This is a genomic window from Antarctobacter albus, from assembly GCF_900101505.1.
Classification (GTDB): Bacteria; Pseudomonadota; Alphaproteobacteria; order Rhodobacterales; family Rhodobacteraceae; genus Antarctobacter; species Antarctobacter albus.
Genome location: NZ_FMZI01000028.1, coordinates 1 through 25,340, shown reverse-complemented (window position 1 = coordinate 25,340; position 25,340 = coordinate 1). Strand labels below are relative to the sequence as shown.

Here is a 25,340-nt window from a genome sequence, read left to right as displayed (position 1 = left end):
GTCAGCGTCGTCTTGCCGTGGTCAACGTGCCCGATCGTGCCGATGTTGCAGTGCGGCTTGCCGCGTTCAAACTTTTCCTTTGCCATTGTATTGGCTCCCTTTTTCTTGTCGTGCGGTGCGCAAATCTGCGCACCCTACGGGCTGGTGTAGGGTGCGCCTTTACGGCGCACCGCCGGTTACGCGTACTTGGCCTGGATCTCGTCCGAGATGTTCTGCGGCACGGGATCGTAGTGCGAGAACTGCATCGTGAACTGCGCGCGGCCCGAGGACATCGAACGCAGGGTGTTGATGTAGCCGAACATGTTGGCCAGCGGGACGTTGGCGTTGATCGCCACCGCGTTGCCGCGCGGTTCCTGGCCAGACACCTGGCCACGACGCGAGGTCAGGTCGCCGATGATACCGCCGGTGTACTCTTCCGGGGTGATCACTTCGACCTTCATCATCGGCTCCAGCAGCTTCGCGCCGGCCTTGCGGAGACCTTCGCGCATGCACATGCGGCTGGCGATCTCGAAGGCCAGGACCGACGAGTCGACGTCGTGGAACTTACCGTCCAGCAGCGCCACCTTGAAGTCGATGACCGGGAAACCTGCCAGCGGACCGGAGTCCATGACCGACTTGATGCCCTTTTCGACACCCGGGATGTATTCCTTCGGAACCGCACCACCAACGATACGGGATTCGAAGGTGTACCCTTCGCCCGGCTCGGTCGGGGTAATCTCCAGCTTGACTTCGGCGAACTGACCCGAACCACCCGACTGTTTCTTGTGGGTGTAGGTGTGCTCGACCGCGTGGCCGATGGTTTCACGATAGGCCACCTGCGGCGCACCGATGTTCGCCTCGACCTTGAATTCCCGCTTGAGACGGTCAACCAGGATGTCCAGGTGAAGTTCGCCCATGCCCTTCATGATGGTCTGACCCGATTCCAGGTCGGTTTCCACGCGGAAGGACGGGTCTTCTGCGGCCAGACGGGCCAGACCCTGGGACATCTTTTCCTGGTCGCCCTTGGTCTTGGGCTCGACCGCGATCTCGATCACCGGCTCCGGGAAGGTCATGGTTTCCAGAACCACCGGCGCCTTGGCGTCGCAGAGGGTATCACCGGTGGTGGTGTCCTTCAGACCCGCCAGCGCGATGATGTCGCCTGCAAAGGCTTCTTCGATCTCTTCGCGGTTGTTCGAGTGCATCATCATCATACGACCGATGCGCTCTTTCTTGCCTTTGGTCGCGTTGAGGATGTTGTCACCCTTGTTCATCACGCCGGAGTAGATCCGGGTGAAGGTCAGCGAACCGACGAAGGGGTCGTTCATGATCTTGAACGCGAGGCCAGCGAAGGGCATCGAGTCGTCGGCACGACGCGCGATGTTCCGCGTTTCGGTCTCGTCGTCCGGTGCGAAGCCCATGTAGTCGACCACGTCCAGCGGGCTGGGCAGGTAGTCGATCACGGCGTTGAGCAGCGGCTGGACACCCTTGTTCTTGAACGCAGAACCACCCAGGACCGGCACGAAGTGCAGGTTCAGCGTGCCCTTGCGCAGCAGTTTACGCAGGGTCGCCACGTCGGGTTCTTCACCTTCCAGGTAGGCTTCCATCGCGTCGTCGTCTTCTTCGACGGCGGCCTCGATCATCTTGCCACGCCACTCTTCGGCCATGTCCTTGAGTTCCGCACGGATCTCTTCCTGGAACCAGGTCGCGCCGAGGTCGTCGCCGCGCCAGACCCATTCCTTCATGGTGACGAGGTCGATCAGCCCTTCCAGTTCGGACTCGGCGCCGATCGGGATACCGACGGGAACGGCGCGGGCGCCGGTGCGGTCCTCGATCATGCGGACGCAGTTGAAGAAGTCCGCGCCGATCTTGTCCATCTTGTTGACGAAGACGATCCGCGGAACCTTGTAGCGGTCAGCCTGACGCCACACGGTTTCGGTCTGCGGCTCGACACCGGCGTTGGCGTCCAGAACACAGACGGCACCGTCGAGAACCGCCAGCGAACGCTCGACTTCGATGGTGAAGTCGACGTGGCCGGGGGTGTCGATGATGTTCAGGCGGTGTTTCAGGGAATCCGGCTCGGTGCCGTTCTCGGTGCGCTCCCAGAAGGTGGTGGTCGCAGCCGAGGTAATGGTGATCCCGCGTTCCTGTTCCTGCTCCATCCAGTCCATCGTCGCGGCGCCGTCATGCACCTCGCCGATGTTGTGCGACTTGCCGGTGTAGAACAGGATGCGTTCGGAACAGGTGGTCTTGCCGGCGTCGATATGCGCCATGATACCGAAGTTCCGGTAACGCTCGAGGGGATAATCGCGTGCCATAGGGCTTGTCCTCAGAAGAATTGTTTACCAGCGGTAATGGCTGAACGCCTTGTTGGCGTCGGCCATCTTGTGGGTGTCTTCGCGCTTCTTAACGGCGGCACCGCGTGACTGCACTGCGTCAATCAGCTCGCCGGCGAGGCGTTCTTCCATGGTGTTTTCATTGCGGGCGCGCGAGGCGTTGATCAGCCAGCGGATGGCCAGGGCTTCGCGGCGCTCGGGGCGCACTTCGACCGGAACCTGGTAGGTGGCACCACCAACGCGGCGCGAGCGAACCTCGACCGACGGCTTGATGTTGTCCAGCGCCTCGTGGAAGATTTCCACCGGCGCGCGCTTGACCTTGGCTTCGACCCGGTCGAGCGCGTTGTAGACGATGCGTTCGGCGGCGGATTTCTTGCCGTCGTACATCAGGTTGTTCATGAACTTGGTCAGGACGCGATCGCCATACTTGGCGTCGGGCAGGACTTCGCGTTTCTCAGCGGCGTGACGACGAGACATCTGTGTATCCTCTTACTTGGGACGCTTGGCGCCGTATTTCGAACGACGCTGCTTCCGGTCCTTGACGCCCTGGGTATCCAGAACACCGCGCAGAATGTGGTAACGCACGCCGGGAAGGTCTTTGACACGACCGCCACGGATCAGGACCACCGAGTGCTCCTGAAGGTTGTGGCTTTCACCGGGGATGTAGCTGATCACCTCGTAACCGTTGGTCAGACGCACCTTGGCCACCTTACGCATAGCCGAGTTCGGCTTCTTCGGCGTGGTGGTGTAGACGCGGGTGCAGACGCCGCGTTTCTGCGGGCACTGCTCAAGGTGCTGCGACTTCGAGCGCTTGACTTTGGGCTGCCGCGGCTTGCGGATCAGCTGTTGGATCGTGGGCATTCCGGTTATTTCCCCGTGCTTCTCACAAATGTGCTGCACGGGCCTTCCCGTGCGGAGGTTCAGGTTCTGGCATCGCGCGCGATCACGCGAGCCGGTTCGTGTGCCGCTGCCAAGACGTGATGGCAAACGACGAAAAAACCGCATCCGTTTCCGTACCGAGGAAACGACGCGGTGGGTGTTCAGAGGATCGGGGCGATAGTGGCCCGGATCATGACCGCCTGGTTATGTAAGGACGCAATCAGCCCGAAGTCTGACGCGGATTAGCGGGGCGTATAGGGGGAGTCGCGGACCTTGTCAACAGCCCTGCGGGCTTGCCGGGACAGGGCGGCAATGCCATTCAAGGGCGACCGCTTCGCACATGGGGGCAAGGGATGCAAGTCATCGGATTCTGCCGGTTTTCCTACCCCGCCGAGGGCGGCTTTCAGGTGGCGCATTCCAGTCTCGAAGAACGGATGGCCTACCTCTATGCGCCCGACCGGATGGAAGAGCGGTTTCGGCATTTCGAATGCCTTTGCCTTCCGGGTCTGAGGGCGCAGACCGATCCGGATTTCCTGTTCGCTATCCTGGTCGGCGACGCCATGCCGACCGGGTGGCTGGAACGGCTTGCCGCCCTGGTCGAGGGCTTTCCGCAGGCTGTCATCGTCTCGCGCCCGCCCGGTCCGCATCGGCAAGTCTGTCAGGACGTCATCAATTCGCTGCGGGAGCCGGGGCAGCCCTGCCTGCAATTCCGCCATGATGACGACGACGCCGTGGCGGTGGACTTCGTTCAGGACCTGCGGCAAGCAGCCCGCGACGTGGCGCCCTTGCTGGACCGGCACCGGCTGGTCGGGTTCGACTGGAACCGTGGGTACATCGGACGCCCCGATGCAAAGGGGATCTGCGCGGAACTGCAGGTCACGCCCTATTGGGGGGTGGCCCAGGCCATCGCCGCCCGGCCTGGTGCCAGGCAGACAATCATGAACTTTGCCCATAACAAGCTGAACCAGTTCATGCCCACGGTGACCTTTACCGACAAGGCGATGTACCTGCGCGGGCACAACGACCACAACGACTCTCGGCAGAAGAAACACGTCAAACCGGTCGCCCTGCCCCGACTCGACGCCGAAGCCGAGGCCGAGCTGAAGGCCCGCTTCGCAATCGATGCCGATCACGTCCGTCAGGTGTTTGCCTGATCCTTCAAGCGCGCAAGTGACCGGCGGATGATCACCCGGTGGGCAGGACCGACCACGGCCGTGTACAGGCGGCCAAAGCCATTGTGCGTCACGACCGACGAGGTGATCGTGACGTGACCGCCCGAGCAGGCGATACAGGTCATCACATCCAGGTGCCGGTCGCGCTCTGTCAGCACCAGAACCTCTGGTGTTGCCTGCTCCACCAGGAAGAAATCCAGCTTCTCGCCTTCGGTCGCGGCCGCCGGAGTACGTCCGGAGAAGCCCCGGATAGGTCGTACGCCAAAGGGCGCGCTCAGCGCATCCCGGACGCGAAAGGCCCAACCGAACCGCTGCGCCATCCAGCCGGACAGATGCCCATAGGTCTGGATCGGGGTCAGTGGCCTGGCGAGGGTGACGGATTGGATATCCAGAAAATTCAACTGGCTACGCGGCGCGACAATCCGCAGTTGAGACGTTTCGATCTGCATGGGCAACCTTGTGTCACGTCCGGCCGCGATGCGCAAAGCCGCCATGCCGTACCTGTGACCAAGAAAAAACGCCCCCGCGGATCGCGGGGGCGTTTTCGATGTCAGAGCCCTTGGGCCGTGGCGATCACTCGCGGCTTTCCGGAGTGTCGACGATCAGGGTGTCGAACTCGTCGCCGCCCACGACGTCGTCGCCCATCGTTTCCGGGGCGGCCAGCGCGGCGGCCGCTTCGGCCTCCTCGCGGCGTGCCTCGATCACGACGTTGTCGCGGTCCTGGGCGATGCGGCGCACCTTCTGGGTCGCGCCACCGGTGCCCGCCGGGATCAGGCGGCCCACGATGACGTTTTCCTTCAGGCCGACCAACTTGTCCTTCTTGCCCTGAACCGAGGCCTCGGTCAGCACGCGGGTGGTCTCCTGGAAGGAGGCCGCAGAAATGAACGAGCGGGTCTGCAACGAGGCCTTGGTGATGCCCAGCAGGATCGGTTCACCCTGCGCCGGACGGCCACCCTTCTTCTCGGCCTTGGCGTTGGCCTCGTCGAATTCGACCTTGTCGACGTGCTCACCCTTGAGCAGCGTGGTGTCGCCCGAGTCCAGGATCTCCCACTTCTGCAGCATCTGGCGAACGATGACCTCGACGTGCTTGTCGTTGATCTTCACGCCCTGCAGTCGGTAGACGTCCTGCACCTCGTCGATCATGTAGTTGGCAAGGGCCTCGATCCCCATGATCGACAGGATGTCGTGCGGGGCCGGGTTGCCGTCCATGATGTAGTCGCCCTTCTGGACGTAGTCGCCCTCGCCCACCGGGATGTGCTTGCCCTTGGGGATCATGTATTCCTTGGGCTCGAGGTTCTCGTCCGCGGGTTCGATGGTGATACGGCGCTTGTTCTTGTAGTCCTTGCCAAAGCGCACGTAGCCGTCGATCTCGGCGATGATGGCGTGATCCTTCGGACGGCGCGCCTCGAAGAGTTCGGCCACACGCGGCAGACCACCGGTGATGTCCTTCGTCTTCGCACCTTCACGCGGGATACGCGCCACGACGTCACCTGCCTTGACCTCCTGCCCGTCTTCACAGGACAGGATGGCGTCCACGGACATCGGGTAGGTGATCGGGTTGCCCGCATCGTTGCGCACCGGCTCGCCGTCGGCATCCATCAGGATGATCTCGGGCTTGAGCTCGTTGCCCTTGGGCGCGGCCCGCCAGTCGATCACGATCTTCTGGGTCATGCCGGTGGCATCGTCGGTCTCGTCGCGCACGGCGATGCCCGTCACCAGGTCGACATGCTTGGCGATACCGTCCTTCTCGGCGATGATCGGCAGGGTGTAGGGGTCCCACTCGAACAACTTGTCGCCGCGCTTGACCTCCTGGCCTTCGTCCACGAACAGCTTGGAACCGTAGCCCATCTTGTGGGATGCGATTTCCTCGCCCTGGTCGTTCATGATCAGGACCTGCATGTTCCGGTTCATGACGATCTGCTCGCCCGCGGCATTGGTGATGATGCCGGGGTTCGCAAAGGCGATCTTGCCGTTCTGGCTGGCTTCCAGGAAGGACCGCGAGGACCCCTGCGCAACGCCGCCCATGTGGAAGGTCCGCATGGTCAGCTGCGTACCGGGTTCACCGATCGACTGCGCCGCGATGATGCCCACGGCTTCGCCGGTGTTCACCATCGTGCCGCGCGCCAGGTCACGACCATAGCAGGTCGCGCAGACGCCTTCCTCGGCCTCGCAGGTCAGGGGCGAACGGATGCGCGCGGTCTGCAGGCCGGACTCCTCGACGGTGTCGGCCATGCGTTCGTCGATCAGCTCGCCTTCGCGGACCATCATGTCGCCGGTCTCGGGGTGCAGCAAGTCCTCTGCCGCGACGCGGCCCAGGATGCGTTCGCCCAGCGTCGCCACGACTTCGCCATCGTTCACCGCCGCTTCGGCGGTGATTGCCCGGTCGGTGCCGCAGTCCGTCATGCGGATGATGCAGTCCTGCGCGACGTCCACCAGACGGCGGGTCAGGTAACCCGAGTTAGCCGTCTTGAGCGCGGTGTCCGACAGGCCCTTACGGGCACCGTGGGTGGAGTTGAAGTACTCCAGAACGGTCAGGCCTTCCTTGAAGTTCGAGATGATCGGCGTCTCGATGATGTCGCCGTTCGGCTTCGCCATCAGGCCGCGCATCGCGCCCAGCTGTTTCATCTGCGTGACCGAGCCACGGGCCTTGGAGTGGGCCATCATGTAGACCGAGTTCGGTTCCATCTCGGCCCCGTTCTCGTCCTCACGCCGGGCGGAGATGGTGTTCATCATCGCCTCGGTGACCTTGTCGTTACACTTCGACCAGGCGTCCACGACCTTGTTGTACTTTTCGCCCTGGGTGATCAGTCCGTCCATGTACTGCTGTTCAAAGTCCTTCACCTGGTCGCGAGTCTCGTCGACCAGTTCCCACTTGTTGTCGGGGATGACCATGTCGTCCTTGCCGAACGAGATGCCGGCCTTGAACGCCTCGACAAAGCCCAGGCGCATGATCTGGTCACAGAAGATCACCGATTCCTTCTGACCGCAGTAGCGGTAGACGGTGTCGATGACGGTCTGCACGTCGCCCTTGCGCAGCAGACGGTTGACCAGTTCGAAGGGCGCCTTGGCATTCAGCGGCAGCAGCCCGCCGATGCGAACACGGCCCGGGGTGGTTTCGACCCGTTCCCAGACCTCGTTGCCCTCTTCGTCGATCTGCGGCATCCGGCAGGTGATCTTGGCATGCAGGTGCACCTCGCCCGAGTCCAGCGCGTGCTGAACCTCTTCCGGCGAGGAGAAGATCATGCCTTCGCCCTTCATGCCGTCGCGGGCGATGGTCACGTAGTAGAGACCAAGGATCATGTCCTGCGACGGAACGATGATCGGCGCGCCGTTGGCGGGCGACAGGACGTTGTTCGTCGACATCATCAGGACACGCGCTTCCAGCTGCGCCTCGAGGCTCAGCGGAACGTGCACGGCCATCTGGTCACCGTCGAAGTCGGCGTTGAAGGCCGAGCAGACCAGCGGGTGCAGCTGGATGGCCTTACCTTCGATCAGCGTGGGCTCAAACGCCTGGATGCCCAGACGGTGCAGCGTGGGCGCGCGGTTCAGCAGAACCGGGTGCTCACGAATGACCTCGTCGAGGATGTCCCAGACCTCGGGACGCTCTTTCTCGACCAGCTTCTTCGCCTGCTTCACGGTGCTGCTGAGGCCCTTGGCCTCCAGCCGCGAGTAGATGAAGGGCTTGAACAGCTCGAGCGCCATCTTCTTGGGCAGCCCGCACTGGTGCAGCTTCAGTTCCGGGCCGGTCACGATGACCGAACGACCGGAGAAGTCGACGCGCTTGCCCAGAAGGTTCTGACGGAAGCGGCCCTGCTTGCCCTTCAGCATATCGCTGAGCGACTTCAGCGGACGCTTGTTGGCGCCGGTGATGACGCGGCCACGACGTCCGTTGTCGAACAGGGCGTCCACGGATTCCTGCAGCATCCGCTTTTCGTTGCGGACGATGATGTCCGGCGCGCGCAGTTCGATCAGCCGCTTGAGGCGGTTGTTCCGGTTGATAACGCGGCGGTACAGGTCGTTCAGGTCGGAGGTCGCAAAGCGGCCACCGTCCAGCGGCACCAGCGGGCGCAGTTCCGGCGGGATCACCGGCACGACGGTCAGGATCATCCACTCGGGGCGGTTGCCCGACTCGAGGAAGGATTCCACGACCTTCAGACGCTTGATGATCTTCTTGGGCTTCAGCTCGCCGGTGGCTTCCTTGAGGTCGGCGCGCAGGTTTTCTGCCTCTGCCTCCAGGTCGATGGCGGCCAGCATCTCGCGGATCGCCTCGGCGCCGATGTTGGCGGTGAAGGCGTCCATGCCGTACTGGTCCTGGGCATCCAGGAACTCTTCCTCGGTCATCATCTGACCGTAGGTGAGATCGGTCAGACCGGGTTCGATCACGACGTAGTTTTCGAAATACAGGACGCGTTCCAGATCACGCAGCGTCATGTCCAGCATCAGGCCGATGCGCGAGGGCAGCGACTTGAGGAACCAGATATGGGCGCAGGGCGCGGCCAGCTCAATGTGGCCCATGCGCTCGCGGCGGACCTTTTGCAGCGTGACTTCGACGCCGCATTTCTCGCAGACGACGCCGCGATATTTCATGCGCTTGTACTTGCCGCAGAGGCATTCGTAATCCTTGATCGGGCCAAAGATACGCGCGCAGAACAGGCCGTCACGCTCGGGCTTGAACGTGCGGTAGTTGATGGTTTCCGGCTTCTTGATCTCGCCGAAGGACCACGAAAGGATCCGTTCCGGCGACGCCAGCGACACCTTGATCTCGTCAAAGACCTTGGTCGGGGTCAGCGGGTTGAACGGGTTGTTGGTCAGTTCCTGGTTCATGTGTTCCTCACAAATTCAGAGGGAAGCGGTGGGGAGGGGGCGCCGCAGCGCCCCGCTGAAAACGTTGGTGACTTGCGTCACTCCGCGTCTTCCTCCTCCGCATCCAGGAGTTCCATGTTGAGGCCCAGACCGCGGACCTCCTTGACGAGAACGTTGAACGATTCCGGCACGCCGGCCTCGAAGTTGTCCTCACCCTTGACGATCGACTCGTAGACCTTGGTCCGGCCTGCCACGTCGTCCGATTTCACCGTCAGCATCTCTTGCAGGGTGTAGGCGGCGCCGTAAGCTTCCAGGGCCCAGACCTCCATCTCACCAAAGCGCTGACCGCCGAACTGCGCCTTACCACCCAGCGGCTGCTGCGTGACGAGCGAGTACGGCCCCGTCGAACGGGCGTGGATCTTGTCGTCGACCAGGTGGTGCAGTTTCAGCAGGTATTTCACACCCACCGTCACCCGGCGCGAGAACTTCTCGCCCGTGCGGCCGTCGAACAGGTCGGACTGGCCGCTCTGGTCGAAACCGGCACGCTTGAGCGCGTCGTTCACATCGGCTTCCTTGGCGCCGTCAAAGACCGGGGTCGCAATCGGCACGCCACGGGTGACGTTGCTTGCCGCTTCCAGCAGGTCTTCTTCTTCGAGCGGCTCCAGACCTTCCTGATAGACCTCGTCTCCATAGGCGATCCGCAGCGCTTCGCGCACCGGGGTCAGGTCACCCGACCGGCGGTATTCCTGCAGCGCCTCGTCCACCTCGATGCCGAGGCCGCGCGCGGCCCAGCCCATGTGGGTCTCGAGGATCTGACCGACGTTCATCCGCGAGGGAACGCCCAGCGGGTTGAGACAGAAGTCGACCGGCGTCCCGTCCGCGAGGAAGGGCATGTCCTCCTGCGGAACCACGCGCGACACGACACCCTTGTTGCCGTGACGGCCGGCCATCTTGTCGCCCGGCTGCAGCTTGCGCTTCACCGCGATGAAGACCTTGACCATCTTCATCACGCCCGGGGGCAGGTCGTCACCACGACGGACCTTTTCGACCTTATCCTCGAAACGGGCATCCAGGGCGCGCTTTTGCACCTCGTACTGCTCGTGCAGGGCCTCGACGTGCTTGGCGTCCTCTTCCTCGCCCAGGGCCAGCTGCCACCACTGACCACGGGTCAGGGTTTCCAGAAGCTCCTCGGTGATTTCCGAGTTCGACTTGATGCCTTTCGGCCCCTTCACGGCGGTCTTGCCCAGGATCATTCCCTTGAGGCGGGCATAGATGTTGCGGTCGAGGATCGCCAGCTCGTCGTCCCGGTCACGGGCCAGCTGTTCGATCTCCTCCCGCTCGATCTGCAGCGCACGTTCGTCCTTTTCGACGCCGTGGCGGTTGAACACCCGGACCTCGACGACAGTCCCGTAATCGCCCGGTTTGACCCGCAGCGAGGTGTCGCGCACGTCGCTTGCCTTTTCACCGAAGATGGCGCGGAGAAGCTTTTCTTCCGGCGTCATCGGGCTTTCGCCCTTGGGGGTGATCTTGCCCACCAGGATGTCGCCCGGCTCTACGTCGGCCCCGATATAGACGATACCCGCCTCGTCGAGGTTGCGCAGGGCTTCCTCGCCGACGTTGGGAATGTCGCGGGTGATCTCTTCCGGCCCAAGCTTGGTGTCCCGCGCCGCCACTTCGAATTCCTCGATGTGGACGGAGGTGAACACGTCATCCTTGGCGATCCGCTCGGAGATCAGGATCGAGTCCTCGTAGTTGTAGCCGTTCCAGGGCATGAAGGCGACGATGACGTTCTTGCCAAGCGCCAGTTCCCCCATGTCGGTGGACGGACCGTCCGCGATGACCTCGTTCTTGCCGACCTTCTGACCCACCTTCACCAGCGGTTTCTGGTTGATACAGGTGTTCTGGTTCGACCGCTGGAACTTGCGCATCCGGTAGATGTCGACGCCCGGGTCGCCGGGTTCCATATCTTCGGTGGCGCGCACGACGATCCGCATCGCGTCGACCTGGTCGATGATCCCGGCCCGTTTGGCCAGAACCGCCGCGCCGGAATCCCGCGCCACGACTTCCTCGATGCCGGTGCCGACCAGCGGCGCCTCGGCGCGCAGGGTCGGAACCGCCTGACGCTGCATGTTCGACCCCATCAGGGCGCGGTTGGCGTCGTCGTTTTCCAGGAACGGGATCAGCGAAGCGGCAACCGAGACCAGCTGTTTCGGCGACACGTCGATCAGGTCGACGTTTTCCGACGGAGACAGCGTGTAGTCACCGGACTTCCGGGTCGACACCAGGTCGTTCTTGAACCGGCCGCCATCGTCCAGCTGCGCGTTGGCCTGCGCCACGGTGTGACGCATTTCCTCGGTCGCGGACATGTAGTGCACCTCGTCGGTGACGACACGATCCTTGACCACGCGATAGGGGGTCTCGATGAAGCCGTACTTGTTCACGCGGGCAAAGGTCGCCAGCGAGTTGATCAGACCGATGTTCGGGCCTTCCGGCGTTTCAATCGGGCACATCCGGCCATAGTGCGTCGGGTGAACGTCGCGCACCTCGAAGCCTGCGCGCTCACGCGTCAGACCGCCCGGTCCAAGCGCCGAGAGGCGGCGCTTGTGCGTCACTTCGGACAGCGGGTTGGTCTGGTCCATGAACTGCGACAGCTGCGACGAACCGAAGAATTCGCGCACGGCGGCGGCCGCCGGTTTCGCGTTGATCAGGTCCTGCGGCATGACGGTGTCGATCTCGACCGACGACATGCGTTCCTTGATGGCGCGCTCCATGCGCAGCAGGCCGACGCGGTACTGGTTTTCCATCAACTCGCCGACGGAGCGGACACGACGGTTGCCCAGGTGGTCGATGTCGTCGATGTCGCCCTTGCCGTCACGCAGGTCCACCAGCGCCTTGATGCAGGCAACGATGTCCTCACGGTCCAGCGTGCGCTGGGTGTCCGGCTTTTCAAGCGCCAGGCGCATGTTCATCTTGACCCGGCCCACGGCGGAGAGGTCGTAACGCTCGGAGTCAAAGAACAGCGTGTCAAAGAGCGACGAGGCGGCTTCGACGGTGGGCGGCTCGCCCGGACGCATCACGCGATAGATGTCCATCAGCGCGGTGTTGCGGTCCATGTTCTTGTCCTGCGCCATCGTGTTGCGCATGTACGGACCGACATTGACGTTATCGATGTCCAGGACGGGGATGTCGGTGATACCGGCGTCCAGCAGCTCTTTCAGAGTGCCACCGGTCACTTCGCCGTCTTTGTCCACGGTCCAGGTCAGTTCGTCCCCGGCCTCGACGTAGATGGCGCCGGTTTCCTCGTTGATGATGTCCTTGGACACGAACTTGCCGACGATGTGCTCGAACGGCACCAGAAGGTTCTGCACCTTGCCTTCGTCGATCAGTTTCTTCACCGCGCGCGGGGTGACTTTCTTGGTGGCCTCGGCGATCACTTCGCCGCTGTCCGCGTCGACCAGGTCAAAGGTCGGACGGGTGCCGCGCACACGCTCGGGGAAGAACTTGGTCGCCCAGCCTTCGCCACGGCGATACTCGAAGTTCACCGTTTCATAGTAGGCGTCCATGATCGCTTCCTGGTCGAGACCCAGGGCGTACAGGAGCGTGGTCACCGGCAGCTTGCGGCGACGGTCGATGCGGGCGAACACGATGTCCTTGGCGTCGAATTCGAAATCGAGCCAGGAGCCGCGGTAGGGAATGATCCGGCAGGCGAACAGCAGTTTGCCCGAGGAATGCGTCTTGCCCTTGTCGTGGTCAAAGAACACGCCGGGCGAACGGTGCATCTGGGAAACGATGACCCGCTCGGTGCCGTTGACGATGAAGGTGCCGTTGGGCGTCATCAGGGGCATGTCGCCCATGAAGACATCCTGCTCCTTGATGTCCTTGACCGACTTGGCGCCGGTGTCTTCATCCACATCGAAGACGATCAGGCGCAGGGTGACCTTCAGCGGAGCGCTGTAGGTCATGTCGCGCTGCATGCACTCCTCGACGTCGTATTTCGGCTTTTCCAGCTCGTAGTTGACGAATTCCAGGACGGCGGTCTCGTTGAAATCCTTGATCGGGAAGACCGACTGGAAAACGCCCTTGATGCCCTCGCCGTCCATCGGCTGCGGCTGGTCGCCGCTTTCGAGGAACAGCTTGTAGCTGGATTTCTGAACCTCGATGAGGTTCGGCATTTCAAGGACTTCACGAATTTTGCCGTAGTAGCGACGAAGGCGTTTCTGACCGAGGAAACTTTGCGCCATGAGTGGAGCCACCCTTTCCGTGTTCTCTGCCCGCGCGGACCGGCTGTCGGGGGCCACAGCCGCCGGCGCGTCAGTGATGACAGTCAATCAGATCCATTCTCGGCGCGCGTCCCACCGCGTGCCACTCGATCCGTAGTGTCCTGCCTTGGGAAACCCCTCGAGCAAAGGGGCTTGCCAAGACCGGCATTCATGTTCGGGGTTCAGCACAATTTCCGGGGGTCCGACCTTGTCAGGCGTCGATCCGGCTGCATTTTCGGGATGGACGGGACGACTTGGGAACCATGCGCTGACATTTCAATGGGGAGCTGCCGACACCTCGCAATCCAAAAAGCCGATAGCGGGCTCGAATCGCTCGACCCCGCCGGAGACTTCCGAATATTCGGTTAAACACGAGAACGCAAGCCCACAGCAGGAGCTTTGCGATTTCCACACCCGGAGAGAATGGCAAAAGTTAACCCGATCGTCAAGCTGGGATGCGATTTGCGGCGTCTTTCGCCGCCTTCCCGCCAGTCCTGAGCACAGTTGTCGGCACCGTCCGGCGCAAAGAAAAACGCCTCCGGCAGGACCGGAGGCGTTTCGAAATGGACCGGGAAGCAGCTGCCTCCCGCCAGATCACTTGAGCTCGATTTCCGCGCCTGCTTCTTCGAGCTTTTTCTTGATTTCCTCGGCTTCGTCCTTGGAAACGCCTTCTTTGACAGCCTTGCCGCCGGCCTCGACCAGCTCTTTGGCTTCTTTCAGGCCCAGGCCGGTGATGCCGCGGACTTCCTTGATCACGTTGATCTTCTTGTCGCCGGCCGACTTCAGGATGACGTCGAACTCGGTCTGCTCCTCGGCGGCTTCGCCACCGGCGTCGCCGGCCGGACCGGCCATCATGACGGCGCCACCGGCTGCCGGCTCGATGCCGTATTCGTCCTTGAGGATGGTTTTCAGTTCTTGTGCCTCGAGCAGGGTCAGGCCCACGATTTGCTCGGCGAGTGCTTTAAGATCAGCCATTTTGAGACTCTTTCCGTTTAGATGTGTTTTCCAACGTCAGGGAGAATTCCCCACGAGGGTCATTGCGGTTTGCCTTACGCCGCTTCCTGCTTTTCCTCGATGGTCGACAGGATGGAGGCGATGTTCGAAGCAGGTGCACCAATGGCACCGGCGATGTTCGAAGCGGGTGCGCCGATGCAGCCGACGATCGACGCGATGAGTTCGTCGCGCGACGGCATTTTCGACACGGCTTCGACACCGGCCCGGTCCAGGGTCGTTCCACCCATCGACCCGCCAAGGATTTCGAATTTCTTGTTGTCCTTGGCAAAGTCCTCGACGACCTTGGCCGCAGCCACGGGGTCATCGGAGTAGGTGAGAACAGTCATGCCGCCCAGGAGCGGTGCGATACCTTCGCACTGCGTTCCGTCGACGGCGATCCTGGCGAGCCTGTTCTTGGCGACACGGACCACGGCATCCCCGTTACGGGCACGACCGCGGAGGTCCGTCATTTCGGCAACCGTGAGACCTTCGTAGCGGGCAACCACCACGACGCCAGAGCTTTCGAAGACCTGGCCGAGTTCCTCGACCACCTTTTCTTTCTGGGCTCTATCCACAGTTTCACTCCAGTTGTTGGAGGGCGGACCCTCCGGCTCTTTCCGGCAAGGTTTCCCCTGCCATTGAAGTCCGAATGAGGGTCGACGCATCCTGTGGGGCACGCGCACGCGGCGCGGCCTGAAAAGATGTCTCTTCCCGTCTCGGGCAGGATTTAACGGCCTCGGCCAACCCACCGTCTCGGACGAAATGCAAACGGCCCACGACGAATCGCGCCCCGCTGTGCAGGGCCGTCTTTAACATCATCCCGCGCGTTGCCAAGGGGGCATCTGCGGGCGCGGCAGGATTTTTGCCTAACCCCCGGCCCGGCGCGCCCGGAAGGCACGGGAAAAGTCGACCGGGTCGGCGATGTCGTACAGCTCGCGGATCAGCGGAGAGATCAGCGCGGCATCCCGGACCGCCTCGAAACTCTCTCCCTGCGCGATGAAACCCTCGGCGTAAAGGAATTCATCCGCGTAACCGGTCAGGTACCAGGCCTTGTCAAAGGGAACGGCGTCCGGCGCGATCTTGTTCACGGTCCGGGCCAGGACATTGGTACAGTTGGAAAACAGCGTGTTGTACCAGCGCGGCTCCTGTTGGATCTCTGCGGTTTCCGCGATGACCGCGCGCAGCACCGCCCGCTGCTGCGCCAGCGGAATGTCCAGGACGTAGAGGAACAGCTCATCCCCGGCCATGAACTCGCTGTTGCCATACATGTCGCGTTCGGTTGTCCAGACAAAGATATATTCGAAGATCGGCAGCACAGCAGCCTTGGGCGCGCTATAGGCCTCGCCCACCTCGCGCCGCGCCTCGATCGAGGCGACATAGGCCGAGCCATCCTCGAAGGCGAAGACCAGCATGGTATGGGCGATTGCGTCGATGCTGCCGAATGGCTCGACCAGGAAATAGGCCTGGCTCAGCCCGTCCGGGTCGATCTCGCGCGTGATCCAGTCCCGCCGCGTTACCGATCCGTCCTCGGCGTAGTTCCAGTCACGGATGTTCTCGATGCGGAAGGTGTTGCCGGTCTGCTCCACGCCGGGTAGGCGGCTGTAATCCGCGCGCCAGTCACGGTCATGCGAAGGCGGCGTCAGCTGCCAGTTCACGTACAGCCCACAGATCAGGATCAGCGGCAGCAAGAGCAGAAATCGTTTCATGCCCTCCGCTGTAGCCGATCGATGTCAGGTCAGGAAGACGAGGCGCGTAAAAACGGCTCCTCGGTCCCCACGCCCGTGGCGACCGGCGCGGCGGCCATGCGGTCCGCCAGCACCACCATGAGATCGCGCTTCGACACCGGCTTGCACAACACGTCATCCATGCCTGCGGCACGATAGCCCTGAACCTGGTGGCTCAGCACGTTTGCGGTGACCGCTATGATGCCGGTGCGGGGCGCGCCGCCGTCTTTTTCGAGCCTGCGAATCTCGCGCGTTGCGGCGACACCGTCCATGACCGGCATCTGCACGTCCATCAGGATCATGTCGATGCCGCCCGCCCGGACCAATGCCAAGGCTTCTTCGCCGGTTTCGGCGAACTGAACCTCTGCCCCGGTGTTGCGCAGGAAACGGTCCAGGATCAGCCGGTTCGTCGCATTGTCGTCAGCCACCAGGATGCAACGCCCGGAAAGGTCCGGCGGACGGGCCGTTTCGACCCGGACCTGCAGCGCCTCCTCGGCGCTGGCGGTGCGCAGCGGCAGATCACAAAAGAAGGTGGCGCCATGTCCCGGGCGACTGACCACCATGAGATCGCCCCCCATCGCCTGGCACAGCTGGCGCGAGATCGTAAGCCCCAGCCCGCTGCCGCCGTGGCGGCGGGTGACACTGGCGTCCGCCTGCAGGAATGGTTCGAAAATGCGGGCCTGCGCCTCACGCTCGATGCCCGGCCCGCTGTCCTGGACCGCGATGACAAGGCGGCTGCCGTCCAAGTCGGGACGCACGCGCACCATGACGCCCCCGTCCGAGGTGAATTTGACCGCGTTGGCAATCAGGTTGTGCAGGACCTGACGGATGCGGAATTCATCGCCCATCAGGATCGGCGGCAGGTTGTCCTGTATGTCCAGCGTCAGGTACAGGTCCTTTTCCCGCGCCCGCGCTCCGTAGAGCGCGCAAGCCGCCTCGACCAGGCCACGCAAGGCAAAGGGACGGGCCTCGACGCTGAGCTGTCCGGCCTCGATCCGGGACAGGTCCAGCACGTCGTTGATGGTGCCCAGCAGAACCGTGCCGGATTGCTCGATGATCTGCAGGCATTGCGCCTGGTCCTCGGTCAGCTGCGATTCCGAGAGCTCCGAGGCCATGCCGAGGATGCCGTTCAGCGGTGTCCGGATCTCGTGGCTGACATTGGCGAGGAAGCGCGTCTTGGCGGCATTGGCCTCTGCCGCCTCGCGCCGCAACTCGGCCTCCTTGCGCTGACCGCGTCCGGCAAAGAAGATTTCCGCCAGCACGTACAGCATTAGCAGAACCAGCAACGTGATCGCGCCAAAGTCCGTCAAACGCGTGGCAGTCAGGTCCTCGAATTCATCGAGGACCCGGCTGGCCGGGTTCTGGGTGCCGAAGTTGCCGGACCAGAGCCTCCGGCTGTGGATGGTCAGGTTGTTCAGCCGGTCCACGAGGTGGGACAGTTGGGCCTGCGTCGGTGGCTCGGACGCAAAAAGGATGCCGTCCCCCTCGTGAAGGAATCTGTCGAAGTCGGCCACGAGTTCGTGGAACCCGGTCGATTCTCCAAAGGGTTTGGCCCGGACGATATCGACCCTGCTCCACAACACGTCAAAACGCAGTTGCGCGGTTTCCAGATCGACGGTGCCGTGCTCATAGTCCTTGAGGATGCCGATCAGGCGCTGGCTCTCGAAGTTGAGCTCGCTGATGCTCCACAGCATGGTGTTGAGGTTGCGAACTGTCAGCTCGCGCGAGACGCCGTGGGCGCGGTTGTAATCCAGCAGCAATGCGGCCAGCCCCAGCGCGATGGTGATCGCGATCAGGGCCCGAAGGGTGCGCGCATTTGTGCGGATCTGCTCCATGCCGGCGATCAGGGTTTGACCGTCAGGCGCTGCAACTGCCAGATCATCCGCGAGCTGTGCAGTTCGTTCACGTCCTCCGGCGTGGGAGCCGGGTAGACGATCCAGATCGGCCCCTTGTTGCGGACGCGCATCGGCTTTCCGTCCTGTTCGATTGCCAGGATGATGCCAAAGGCCTGCACGTCGGACACGGGGATGTCGATCATGTAATCGTCAAGAGCCACCGCCCGCAGCGTGCCCCGCCGGACCCCCAACTGTTTCAGCAAGGAGGCCAGGCTGGGACCAGCCAGATGCTGCACCCCAAGCGTGAAATCGGTATAGGTTTCGATCTCCCGCCAATCGAGAGCCTGTAGCATGGCGCGGTCATAGACGGCCAGGTCGCCATCATTCGTCTGCGCGATCAGCCCGTCGACCGTCAGAAGAGGCGCTCCCTGAGGTACCTCCAGCGCACGGGCGGGACCGGCGAGGGGCATCGCGATCAGGCAGAACAGGCAAATGCAGAGTCGGAACACCCAGACCTCCATCCGGTTGGTGCATGGCGTGTTCTCCGATCTAAGCGCCCCACCTTAACGCAGGGTTTGCAAACAACAAAAAAAGGCGGGCCAATGGCCCGCCTTTTGTAGTCAGATGCGCGGTTCGGCTCAGTTGCCGGTCGCGTTCACGATGTCGACCGTGACGCCCGGGCCCATCGTCGAGCTCAGCGCGATCTTTTTCATGTAGGTGCCCTTGGCACCGGTCGGCTTGGCCGCCGAGACCGCACCGACAAATGCGCGGATGTTCTCGACCAGCTTGGCCTCGTCGAAGGAGACCTTGCCGACGCCTGCGTGCACGACACCGGCCTTTTCGGCCTTGAACTGGACCTGGCCGCCCTTGGCGTCCTTGACCGCCTGCGCCACGTCCATCGTCACGGTGCCGACCTTGGGGTTCGGCATCAGGTTGCGCGGGCCCAGGATCTTGCCCAGGCGACCGACGATCGGCATCATGTCCGGCGTTGCGATGCAACGGTCGAACTCGATGGTGCCACCCTGGATGGTTTCCATCAGGTCCTCGGCGCCGACGATGTCCGCACCTGCGGCCTGAGCCTCTTCAGCCTTGGGGCCACGGGCGAAAACCGCCACGCGGGTGGTCTTGCCGGTGCCGTTCGGCAGGCCGACGACACCGCGGACCATCTGGTCCGCGTGGCGCGGGTCGACGCCGAGGTTCATGGCGATTTCAACAGTCTCGTCGAACTTGGTGTTCGAGTTCGACTTGATCAGGGCCACGGCTTCTTCGACGGTGATGTTCTCTTTGCCGGCGAAGGCCTCACGGGCCGCCTTTGCGCGTTTTCCGAGCTTTGCCATGATGATTACCCCTTCACCTCGATACCCATCGAGCTCGCGGAGCCGAGGATGATCTTCATTGCCGCTTCGACGTCATTGGCCGAGAGGTCTTTCATCTTGGCTTCGGCGATCTCGCGGACCTGCGCCACGGTCACCGAGGCGATGGTTTCACGGCCCGGGTTCTCGGCGCCGCGCGGACGGTTCCGCTTGCCGACGGGCTTCAGGCCGGCGGCCTTCTTCAGGTAGTAAGACGCGGGCGGCGTCTTGATGTTCATGGTGAAGGACTTGTCCTGGTAGTAGACAATCTCCGTCGGGCAGGGCGCGCCCGGCTCCATGTCCTGCGTCTTGGCGTTGAACGCCTTGCAGAATTCCATGATGTTGATGCCGCGCTGACCCAGGGCGGGGCCCACGGGCGGCGAGGGGTTGGCTTTGCCTGCAGGGATCTGCAGCTTCATCTTGCCGGCGAGCTTCTTGGCCACGGGCGTTCTCCTGTTCCATCTCCCCCGGACGCGTCTGGGGGCGTTTCGTGGCGTGGTCTGGTCCGGACATCGCGATGCCCTCGCCTCCCACGATAGGTATACCGCCCGAGTCGCCCCGGGTCGGCATGAGCGCGCCGTCTAACCCGGGGCCGGTCATTTGGCAAGCGTGGATTCAGAGCGGTGCCCGTTACTCGGTCATCAATTCGCCGCTGCCTCCGGACTGCTCGGGCATGTCCCTGAACTTGGGCAGGCCGTCGCGGATCGGCAGCACGGTGTTTTCATAGTTGAAATGCGCCGTCGGGCGAAACTCCAGCCCGCGCACCAGTCCGGCAAAGAGGTCGATCAGTCCAGTATAAGGCAGATCGGCTCCAAGACATCCGCCGCAGCGCGCGCAGGTCATGCGCTCTGCCCGCCCGCCGTCGCGACAAAACCGGCGCACATCGGCCTCGCCGGACACGAAACGGACTTTGTCGCGCGGCCAGAGCGCGACCGCGTTGACCGGCGCGCCGGTGAATCCCCGGCAGGTCGTGCAATGACAATAGCATTGCACGACGGGTTCGCCCTCTGCCTCGATGCGGACCGTGCCGCAGGAACATTGCGCGTGATAAACCGTCATTTCGCCGTCCTCCCCGGACCAAGGCTATCCGGCGGCCAAAAGGGCGCCAAGCGGATTTCGACGAACGGGCCTAGACCCAGACAACCTCATCGACCCCGGCCAGCCTTGCCAGCCGGGCAAGCTCGGCCTCGACACGCGCCATGCGCCCTGCCCCCGCGCGCACGCCCTGTTCCCACCAGAGGTTCATGACGGACATGCGGCCGCTGGCGCGTTCCGCCTTGGCCTCGATCCGGCCAACCAGCCGGTCGCCTTCCAGCAGGGGATAGACGTAATAGCCCCACTGGCGCTGCGCGGCGGGCACGAACATCTCGACCGTATAGTCGAACCCGAACAGCCGCTTGACCCGTGCCCGGTCCCGGATGGCCGGATCGAAAGGGTTCAGGATGCGCAGGCGAGAGGTGGGCGCGGGCGCAGAGGCAAGCCGCTCTTCGATGTCGGGCACGGCCACACCTTTGGTCCAGCGCCCGTCCGCGCCTTCGATCCGGACCGGCACATAGGCACCCGTGTCGCGCTCGGCCCAGGCGGAGACCTCGGCCACCTCTGCCGCCTCCCAGAACTTGCGCACCTCGCCCAATGTGCCAAAGCCCAGCCGCGCCAGCGCCTTGCGGCACAGGCCATCTACCTGCGCCTCGTCCGGCAGAACACAATTCCGCAGATCCTCGGGAAAGACGCGTTCGGCCAGGTCATAGTACTTGATGACACCCTCTCGGTGGCAGGTCGCCAGTTCGCCCGCATACCACAGGTAATCCAGCGCCTTCTTGTGTGGCGGACGTTTCCACATGGCGCGCTCACCCTCGATCCGGGTGTCAAAGTCGCGCGTGCAGAGCGGCCCCTCCTCGCGGATGCGCCCCCGGATCTCGTCCATCAGGGCATCGTCGCCCCGCCCGACATACCAGGACCAGCTTTCCGCCTTGCGCCGCATCCGGTCGAACTGCCGCCGCCACAGGGGCAGCATCTCCATCGGCAGGACAGAGGCGTCATGCGTGAAATGTTCGAACACATGCCGCCCGCGCAACAGCCGGTCCAGTTCCGGTTCGCGATAGCTCTGGTTGCGGCTCCAGAGAATGTGATGATGCGCCCGGCTGACAACCTGGATCGTGTCCAGCTGGACAAACCCCAAGTCGCGGATAACATCCAGTGTCGGCGGTCCGCCCACGGGCGCCTCTGCCAATCCGTGAGAGGCCAGCCACAGCCTGCGGGCGTCTGCGTTATGAATACGAAGCGGCGTCACACAGTCCCATCCGGTCCGGGATCGCGCGCCGGGCCAAAGGGCACGACGGCAAGGGCATGGCAAGACATCACAAGACGCGATCGTTTCAGGAAACAGCCACGCTGCAAGGCATCATCCATACGCCACTGATCCTTTCCAACCATTCGGTCGGCGAAGAGACCCGGACGGCCGAAAAAGCGTAAGAAACAGACTCGCTTTGATAAGCTTGTCGGGTCGTTCCAATGGCGGGCCACCGGTGCTGCACGTCGATTGTACGACCGTCGCGATCGAAGAACTCAAAATCAATGGGCACTGAATTGGACGGCTGGCCCCATTTGATCGACACCTGGATGCCCACCGCGCAGGCAGCCTTGTCAAAGTGCAATACGATCGCCCGCCTTCCATCCGTCTCTTTTACAATGGACAGCGGGTTCCCCTCGGCGACATCGCTTCCGCCTACAGCACGGATCACCCCGTCCCGCGAACGCACATCAAGGCTGTGCTCGGGCCTGAGCGACCCGATGAGGGTATGCGTCGTTTCTAGGCGCCCTTGCTGGTAATTCGTTTCGCGCACACCGTCCGCCAGCGCGACGCTCCCCCAGGAAACGCCGAAAGAGAGCAACATGGACGTCCCGGCTCGCAGAAAGCGCGTCGGAAATGCAGACAATGGCGACGAGAACCCCATCCCGCGCTATGTCTCTTTCGTAACCTGCGTGAATTCCAGTTCCACCGGCGTCTCGCGGCCAAAGATCGACACCGCGACGCGCAGACGCTGGTTGTCGTCGTCCACGCTCTCGATCATGCCATCGAAGCCCTCGAAAGGCCCGTCGGTGACCTTGACCTTCTCGCCGCTCTCGAAATGGATGAGCGTGCGCGGCGCATCCTCGTTCTCCTGAACGCGGCCAAGGATCGCCTCGACCTCGGCATCGCGCATCGGCATCGGACGGCCCTGCGGCCCCAGAAAGCCGGTGACGCGGTTGATCGAGTTCACCAGGTGATAGCCCTGGTCCGACATCTCCATGTGCACAAGGACATAACCGGGCATGAAGCGGCGCTCGGTCGTCACCTTCTTACCGCGACGAACCTCGATCACCTCTTCGGTGGGAACCAGGACCTCGTCGATCTGGTTTTCGAGCCCCTGCTCTTCGACCGCTGTCCGGATCTGTTCGGCGATCTTCTTCTCGAAGTTCGAGAGGACGCTGACCGAGTACCACCGCTTTGCCATGAGTTACCTTCGATTGTTGAAGCCCCGCGCGGGCGTGCCCAAAACAAAAAGGGGCGCGCAACTCCCGTGCGCGCCATCCCTATCGCGGCTCATTATCGGCCTTTGCGGTGTATTGCAAGCGCTTCCCGCCCGCAGAGCCGCCCGGCTCAGCCGCCACCGACCACGGACAGCAGGGTTTGCAGGCCAAACCGGATGCCCATGTCGACCAGCGCAAAGAAAATCGCCGTCAGCGTGGCCATGATGAACACCATGACGGTGGTCAGGAAAACCTCGCGCCGGGTCGGCCAGACGATCTTTGCCACTTCGGCCCGGACCTGCTGGATGAACTGAAGCGGATTGGTGGTTGCCATGCTGTCTCTTCCCGTACGTGCGGTGGTTTGCGAGGAAATACGCGGAGAGCGCCATGAATACAAGGCCCGCGGGCCGATTGGCGCCACCGCCACAGGGGTCACGCCGGCGTGAGAGTTGATGGGACGGTTGTGATGGAACCCGCATGCCCGCCCCACGTTCCGCGCCCGCGGTGCATCCCTGCGCTCAACTCGCTGTCAAAAAACGTCTTTTCCGGATGGAACGGGACGCTGCCCACCCCGTTGATTGCCCAGAACCGCCGGGGCGGCACGCCTTGGCAGCATGTGGAACACGAGTAAGGAGTCAGACACAATGACACGCTTTATCACCGCAACCGCTCTTGCAACCGTCGTCGCGACCGGCGCCTTCGCACAGTCGCAGGTCGAAACACAGACGATCGAAAAGTACTTTCCGAACGTGAACGTGGAAACGCTCACCGAACTTCAGGTGACGCAGCTGACCACCATTGCCGCCAGCGGCGAGTCGGTCTCCGAGAAGCGGGCGCAGATGCGCGCACTGCTGACCGACGTGAACTTCGAGCCGATGGAGCCGGTCGACATGGAGGTCACCACCGGCCTGACCGAGTTCGAGCGCTCTCAGATCAACCTCTACGCGCCCGAACTTGACGTCTCGTCCCTGACCGAGAACGAGATCCAGCGCCTGCAAACCGCGATCACCAGTGGCGACAACGCCGAGATCGACAAGGTTGCAAACCAGATTATGGCCAACTGATCCCGGCCACGATGACCTGAAAGAAGGGGCTGCCGAAAGGTGGCCCCTTTTTGCATGCGGAGGGCAAAGCTCTTCCGCAGACCGCGCCAATGCACCATGTTTTCACGCGGCGGCACGTCGGTCGGCGATTTCCGAAAGTTTGGCAGGGGCAGCAGGGTTCGAACCCGCGACCTACGGTTTTGGAGACCGTCGCTCTACCAGCTGAGCTATACCCCTTCAGGCCGTGCCGTGGGGTACGCCAACCCGACAGCGAAATCAAGAGGCCTCGGCACGGGTTTTTCATCCGATTTCCGGGGATGCCCCGCCTCCCTGGCGCCCCGCGTGATCACGCCGCGCGGAGAATCCTGAAACAATTCTCCGACAACGGCCGGAAACGCGGTCATCAACATCATGTGAATCCGCTTTCACGGCCCATTCAGGCCGCCCGCCTCACGCCCGACGGCGGCTCCGCGATGACCTTGAAACCCTGCGTTTCCTGACCCGCACCAATGCCCTGCATTCATGCACAACATCCTGTCTATCAGGCTGTTTTTCAAGAACAAATCGGCGTTACGAAACGCGATCATCCTGTGATTTCAAATCCGTCGCCCACGGCCCCAGATAGCTCGGTGTCGGACAGACAGACCGGCACCAACACACGGCGGGCCTTCCGCCACACAGTCACAAGATAAGGACACAGACATGAAAACCCTGATCGCATCCGCCCTCGTCGCAACCGCAGCCCTGACCGGTGCCGCATATGCGAACACCGCGCCGCAGCTCGACAGCGAAGCCAAGTACGTCCTGCCCGGCGCCGATTTCTCGGGTCTGAGCGCAGCCGAAGTGCACGCCGTCAACAACGCCCTCAAGAGCGGCGCCAGCAACAGCGAAAAGCAGGCCCTCATCCGCGCTTTTCTGAACTGATCGCCCACTGGGCAAATACCACGACCACAATCATCAAGACAAAGGACACTGACATGAAAACCCTGATCGCATCCGCCCTCATCGCAACCGCAGCCCTGACCGGTGCCGCAAACGCCATGACCACGCCGCAGCTGGACAGCGAAGCCAAGTACATCCTGCCCGGCGCCGATTTCTCGGGCCTGAGCGCGGCCGAAGTGCACGCCATCAACAACGCCCTCAAGAGCGGCGACAGCAACAGCGAAAAGCAGGCCTTCATCCGCGCTTTCCTGAACTGATGCGCAAGGATGCCCGGCCCTGACAGGCGCCACACTCCCGGGCGTCTGTCAGGGCCGCTCCACGCGAAAAAGCCGCCCGGGCTCCGGGCGGCTTTTAATTTTTTCTGGCGGGCTTGCGGCTTGTTCCGAAGATCAGATCATGGCCGAGGGCCAGGCAAGGAAAAAGGGCGCCCCGGTCGGGGCGCCCTTCCAATGCTTTCAGCCGAGTGGCGGCGGGCGCCTTACTCGATGATCTTGGACACGACGCCCGAACCGACGG

23 protein-coding genes and 1 tRNA gene are annotated in these 25,340 nt (G+C 62.8%); 4 read left to right on the top strand and 20 right to left on the bottom strand.

Annotated elements, in window-relative coordinates:
* The 4 genes from BLQ71_RS26195 to rpsL all read right to left on the bottom strand — a co-directional run.
* On the bottom strand, nt 1–86 hold an 86-nt coding region (locus BLQ71_RS26195), incomplete at its 3' end, for a GTP-binding protein (protein WP_249033983.1).
* 90 nt (nt 87–176) lie between these two features.
* Nucleotides 177–2,294: an elongation factor G gene (gene fusA / locus BLQ71_RS25360; protein WP_043137416.1), complete on the bottom strand. Its 2,118-nt coding sequence runs from the start codon at nt 2,292–2,294 to the stop codon at nt 177–179.
* A gap of 24 nt (nt 2,295–2,318) precedes the next feature.
* Nucleotides 2,319–2,789: a 30S ribosomal protein S7 gene (rpsG, locus tag BLQ71_RS25355; protein WP_043137418.1), complete on the bottom strand. Its 471-nt coding sequence runs from the start codon at nt 2,787–2,789 to the stop codon at nt 2,319–2,321.
* A 12-nt stretch (nt 2,790–2,801) separates the two neighbouring features.
* Nucleotides 2,802–3,173: a 30S ribosomal protein S12 gene (gene rpsL, locus BLQ71_RS25350; RefSeq protein ID WP_005862801.1), complete on the bottom strand. Its 372-nt coding sequence runs from the start codon at nt 3,171–3,173 to the stop codon at nt 2,802–2,804.
* 371 nt (nt 3,174–3,544) lie between these two features.
* Here rpsL and BLQ71_RS25345 point away from each other — a divergent pair, with 371 nt between their 5' ends.
* Complete coding sequence (locus tag BLQ71_RS25345) at nt 3,545–4,345, top strand: glycosyltransferase (protein ID WP_069210796.1); 801 nt, start codon at nt 3,545–3,547, stop codon at nt 4,343–4,345.
* Here BLQ71_RS25345 and BLQ71_RS25340 read toward each other — a convergent pair.
* From BLQ71_RS25340 to secE, 15 genes are all read right to left on the bottom strand, one after another.
* Complete coding sequence (locus BLQ71_RS25340) at nt 4,330–4,812, bottom strand: DUF2867 domain-containing protein (RefSeq protein ID WP_074623721.1); 483 nt, start codon at nt 4,810–4,812, stop codon at nt 4,330–4,332. The genes BLQ71_RS25345 and BLQ71_RS25340 overlap by 16 nt on opposite strands.
* Nucleotides 4,813–4,936: 124 nt before the next feature.
* Nucleotides 4,937–9,187, bottom strand: coding sequence for a DNA-directed RNA polymerase subunit beta' (gene rpoC, locus BLQ71_RS25335; RefSeq protein ID WP_043137431.1), 4,251 nt, complete (start codon nt 9,185–9,187; stop codon nt 4,937–4,939).
* A 77-nt stretch (nt 9,188–9,264) separates the two neighbouring features.
* A complete protein-coding gene (gene rpoB, locus BLQ71_RS25330) occupies nt 9,265–13,407 on the bottom strand; it encodes a DNA-directed RNA polymerase subunit beta (protein ID WP_074623720.1) in 4,143 nt (1,380 codons plus the stop codon).
* A 612-nt stretch (nt 13,408–14,019) separates the two neighbouring features.
* Nucleotides 14,020–14,400, bottom strand: a complete 381-nt coding sequence (gene rplL / locus BLQ71_RS25320; protein WP_043137439.1) for a 50S ribosomal protein L7/L12 — start codon at nt 14,398–14,400, stop codon at nt 14,020–14,022.
* A gap of 74 nt (nt 14,401–14,474) precedes the next feature.
* Entirely contained in the window at nt 14,475–14,993 is a 519-nt protein-coding gene (gene rplJ / locus BLQ71_RS25315) for a 50S ribosomal protein L10 (RefSeq protein WP_043137442.1), read from the bottom strand.
* 291 nt (nt 14,994–15,284) lie between these two features.
* Nucleotides 15,285–16,124, bottom strand: coding sequence for a lipoprotein N-acyltransferase Lnb domain-containing protein (locus BLQ71_RS25310; RefSeq protein WP_074623718.1), 840 nt, complete (start codon nt 16,122–16,124; stop codon nt 15,285–15,287).
* 29 nt (nt 16,125–16,153) lie between these two features.
* Complete coding sequence (locus BLQ71_RS25305; protein ID WP_074623717.1) at nt 16,154–17,977, bottom strand: ATP-binding protein; 1,824 nt, start codon at nt 17,975–17,977, stop codon at nt 16,154–16,156.
* Between the two features lie 8 nt (nt 17,978–17,985).
* A complete protein-coding gene (locus BLQ71_RS25300; protein ID WP_133066125.1) occupies nt 17,986–18,486 on the bottom strand; it encodes a putative pterin-binding protein in 501 nt (166 codons plus the stop codon).
* A 129-nt stretch (nt 18,487–18,615) separates the two neighbouring features.
* On the bottom strand, nt 18,616–19,314 hold the full coding sequence (gene rplA, locus BLQ71_RS25295; protein WP_043137449.1) for a 50S ribosomal protein L1: 699 nt from the start codon (nt 19,312–19,314) through the stop codon (nt 18,616–18,618).
* A gap of 5 nt (nt 19,315–19,319) precedes the next feature.
* Complete coding sequence (gene rplK / locus BLQ71_RS25290) at nt 19,320–19,772, bottom strand: 50S ribosomal protein L11 (RefSeq protein WP_043137451.1); 453 nt, start codon at nt 19,770–19,772, stop codon at nt 19,320–19,322.
* 187 nt (nt 19,773–19,959) lie between these two features.
* Nucleotides 19,960–20,388, bottom strand: a complete 429-nt coding sequence (locus BLQ71_RS25285) for a GFA family protein (RefSeq protein WP_074623715.1) — start codon at nt 20,386–20,388, stop codon at nt 19,960–19,962.
* A gap of 70 nt (nt 20,389–20,458) precedes the next feature.
* Nucleotides 20,459–21,619 (bottom strand): winged helix-turn-helix domain-containing protein, encoded by a 1,161-nt coding sequence (locus BLQ71_RS25280; protein WP_074623714.1) that lies wholly within the window; start codon nt 21,617–21,619, stop codon nt 20,459–20,461.
* Between the two features lie 85 nt (nt 21,620–21,704).
* Nucleotides 21,705–22,223 (bottom strand): hypothetical protein, encoded by a 519-nt coding sequence (locus tag BLQ71_RS25275; RefSeq protein WP_133066124.1) that lies wholly within the window; start codon nt 22,221–22,223, stop codon nt 21,705–21,707.
* Between the two features lie 66 nt (nt 22,224–22,289).
* On the bottom strand, nt 22,290–22,823 hold the full coding sequence (nusG, locus tag BLQ71_RS25270; protein WP_074623712.1) for a transcription termination/antitermination protein NusG: 534 nt from the start codon (nt 22,821–22,823) through the stop codon (nt 22,290–22,292).
* Nucleotides 22,824–22,969: 146 nt separating this feature from the next.
* Complete coding sequence (gene secE / locus BLQ71_RS25265) at nt 22,970–23,173, bottom strand: preprotein translocase subunit SecE (RefSeq protein ID WP_043137462.1); 204 nt, start codon at nt 23,171–23,173, stop codon at nt 22,970–22,972.
* Nucleotides 23,174–23,483: 310 nt separating this feature from the next.
* Between secE and BLQ71_RS25260 the strand changes: the two genes are divergently transcribed.
* Nucleotides 23,484–23,903 carry a hypothetical protein gene (locus tag BLQ71_RS25260; protein WP_069210807.1) on the top strand — a complete coding sequence of 140 codons (420 nt, stop codon included), beginning with the start codon at nt 23,484–23,486 and terminating at the stop codon, nt 23,901–23,903.
* A gap of 140 nt (nt 23,904–24,043) precedes the next feature.
* Here BLQ71_RS25260 and BLQ71_RS25255 read toward each other — a convergent pair.
* Nucleotides 24,044–24,119 (bottom strand) — tRNA-Trp (locus BLQ71_RS25255).
* Between the two features lie 465 nt (nt 24,120–24,584).
* Here BLQ71_RS25255 and BLQ71_RS25250 point away from each other — a divergent pair.
* Nucleotides 24,585–24,806: a hypothetical protein gene (locus BLQ71_RS25250; RefSeq protein WP_043137464.1), complete on the top strand. Its 222-nt coding sequence runs from the start codon at nt 24,585–24,587 to the stop codon at nt 24,804–24,806.
* Between the two features lie 53 nt (nt 24,807–24,859).
* Complete coding sequence (locus tag BLQ71_RS25245) at nt 24,860–25,081, top strand: hypothetical protein (protein WP_043137466.1); 222 nt, start codon at nt 24,860–24,862, stop codon at nt 25,079–25,081.
* The last annotated feature ends 259 nt before the right edge of the window (nt 25,082–25,340 follow it).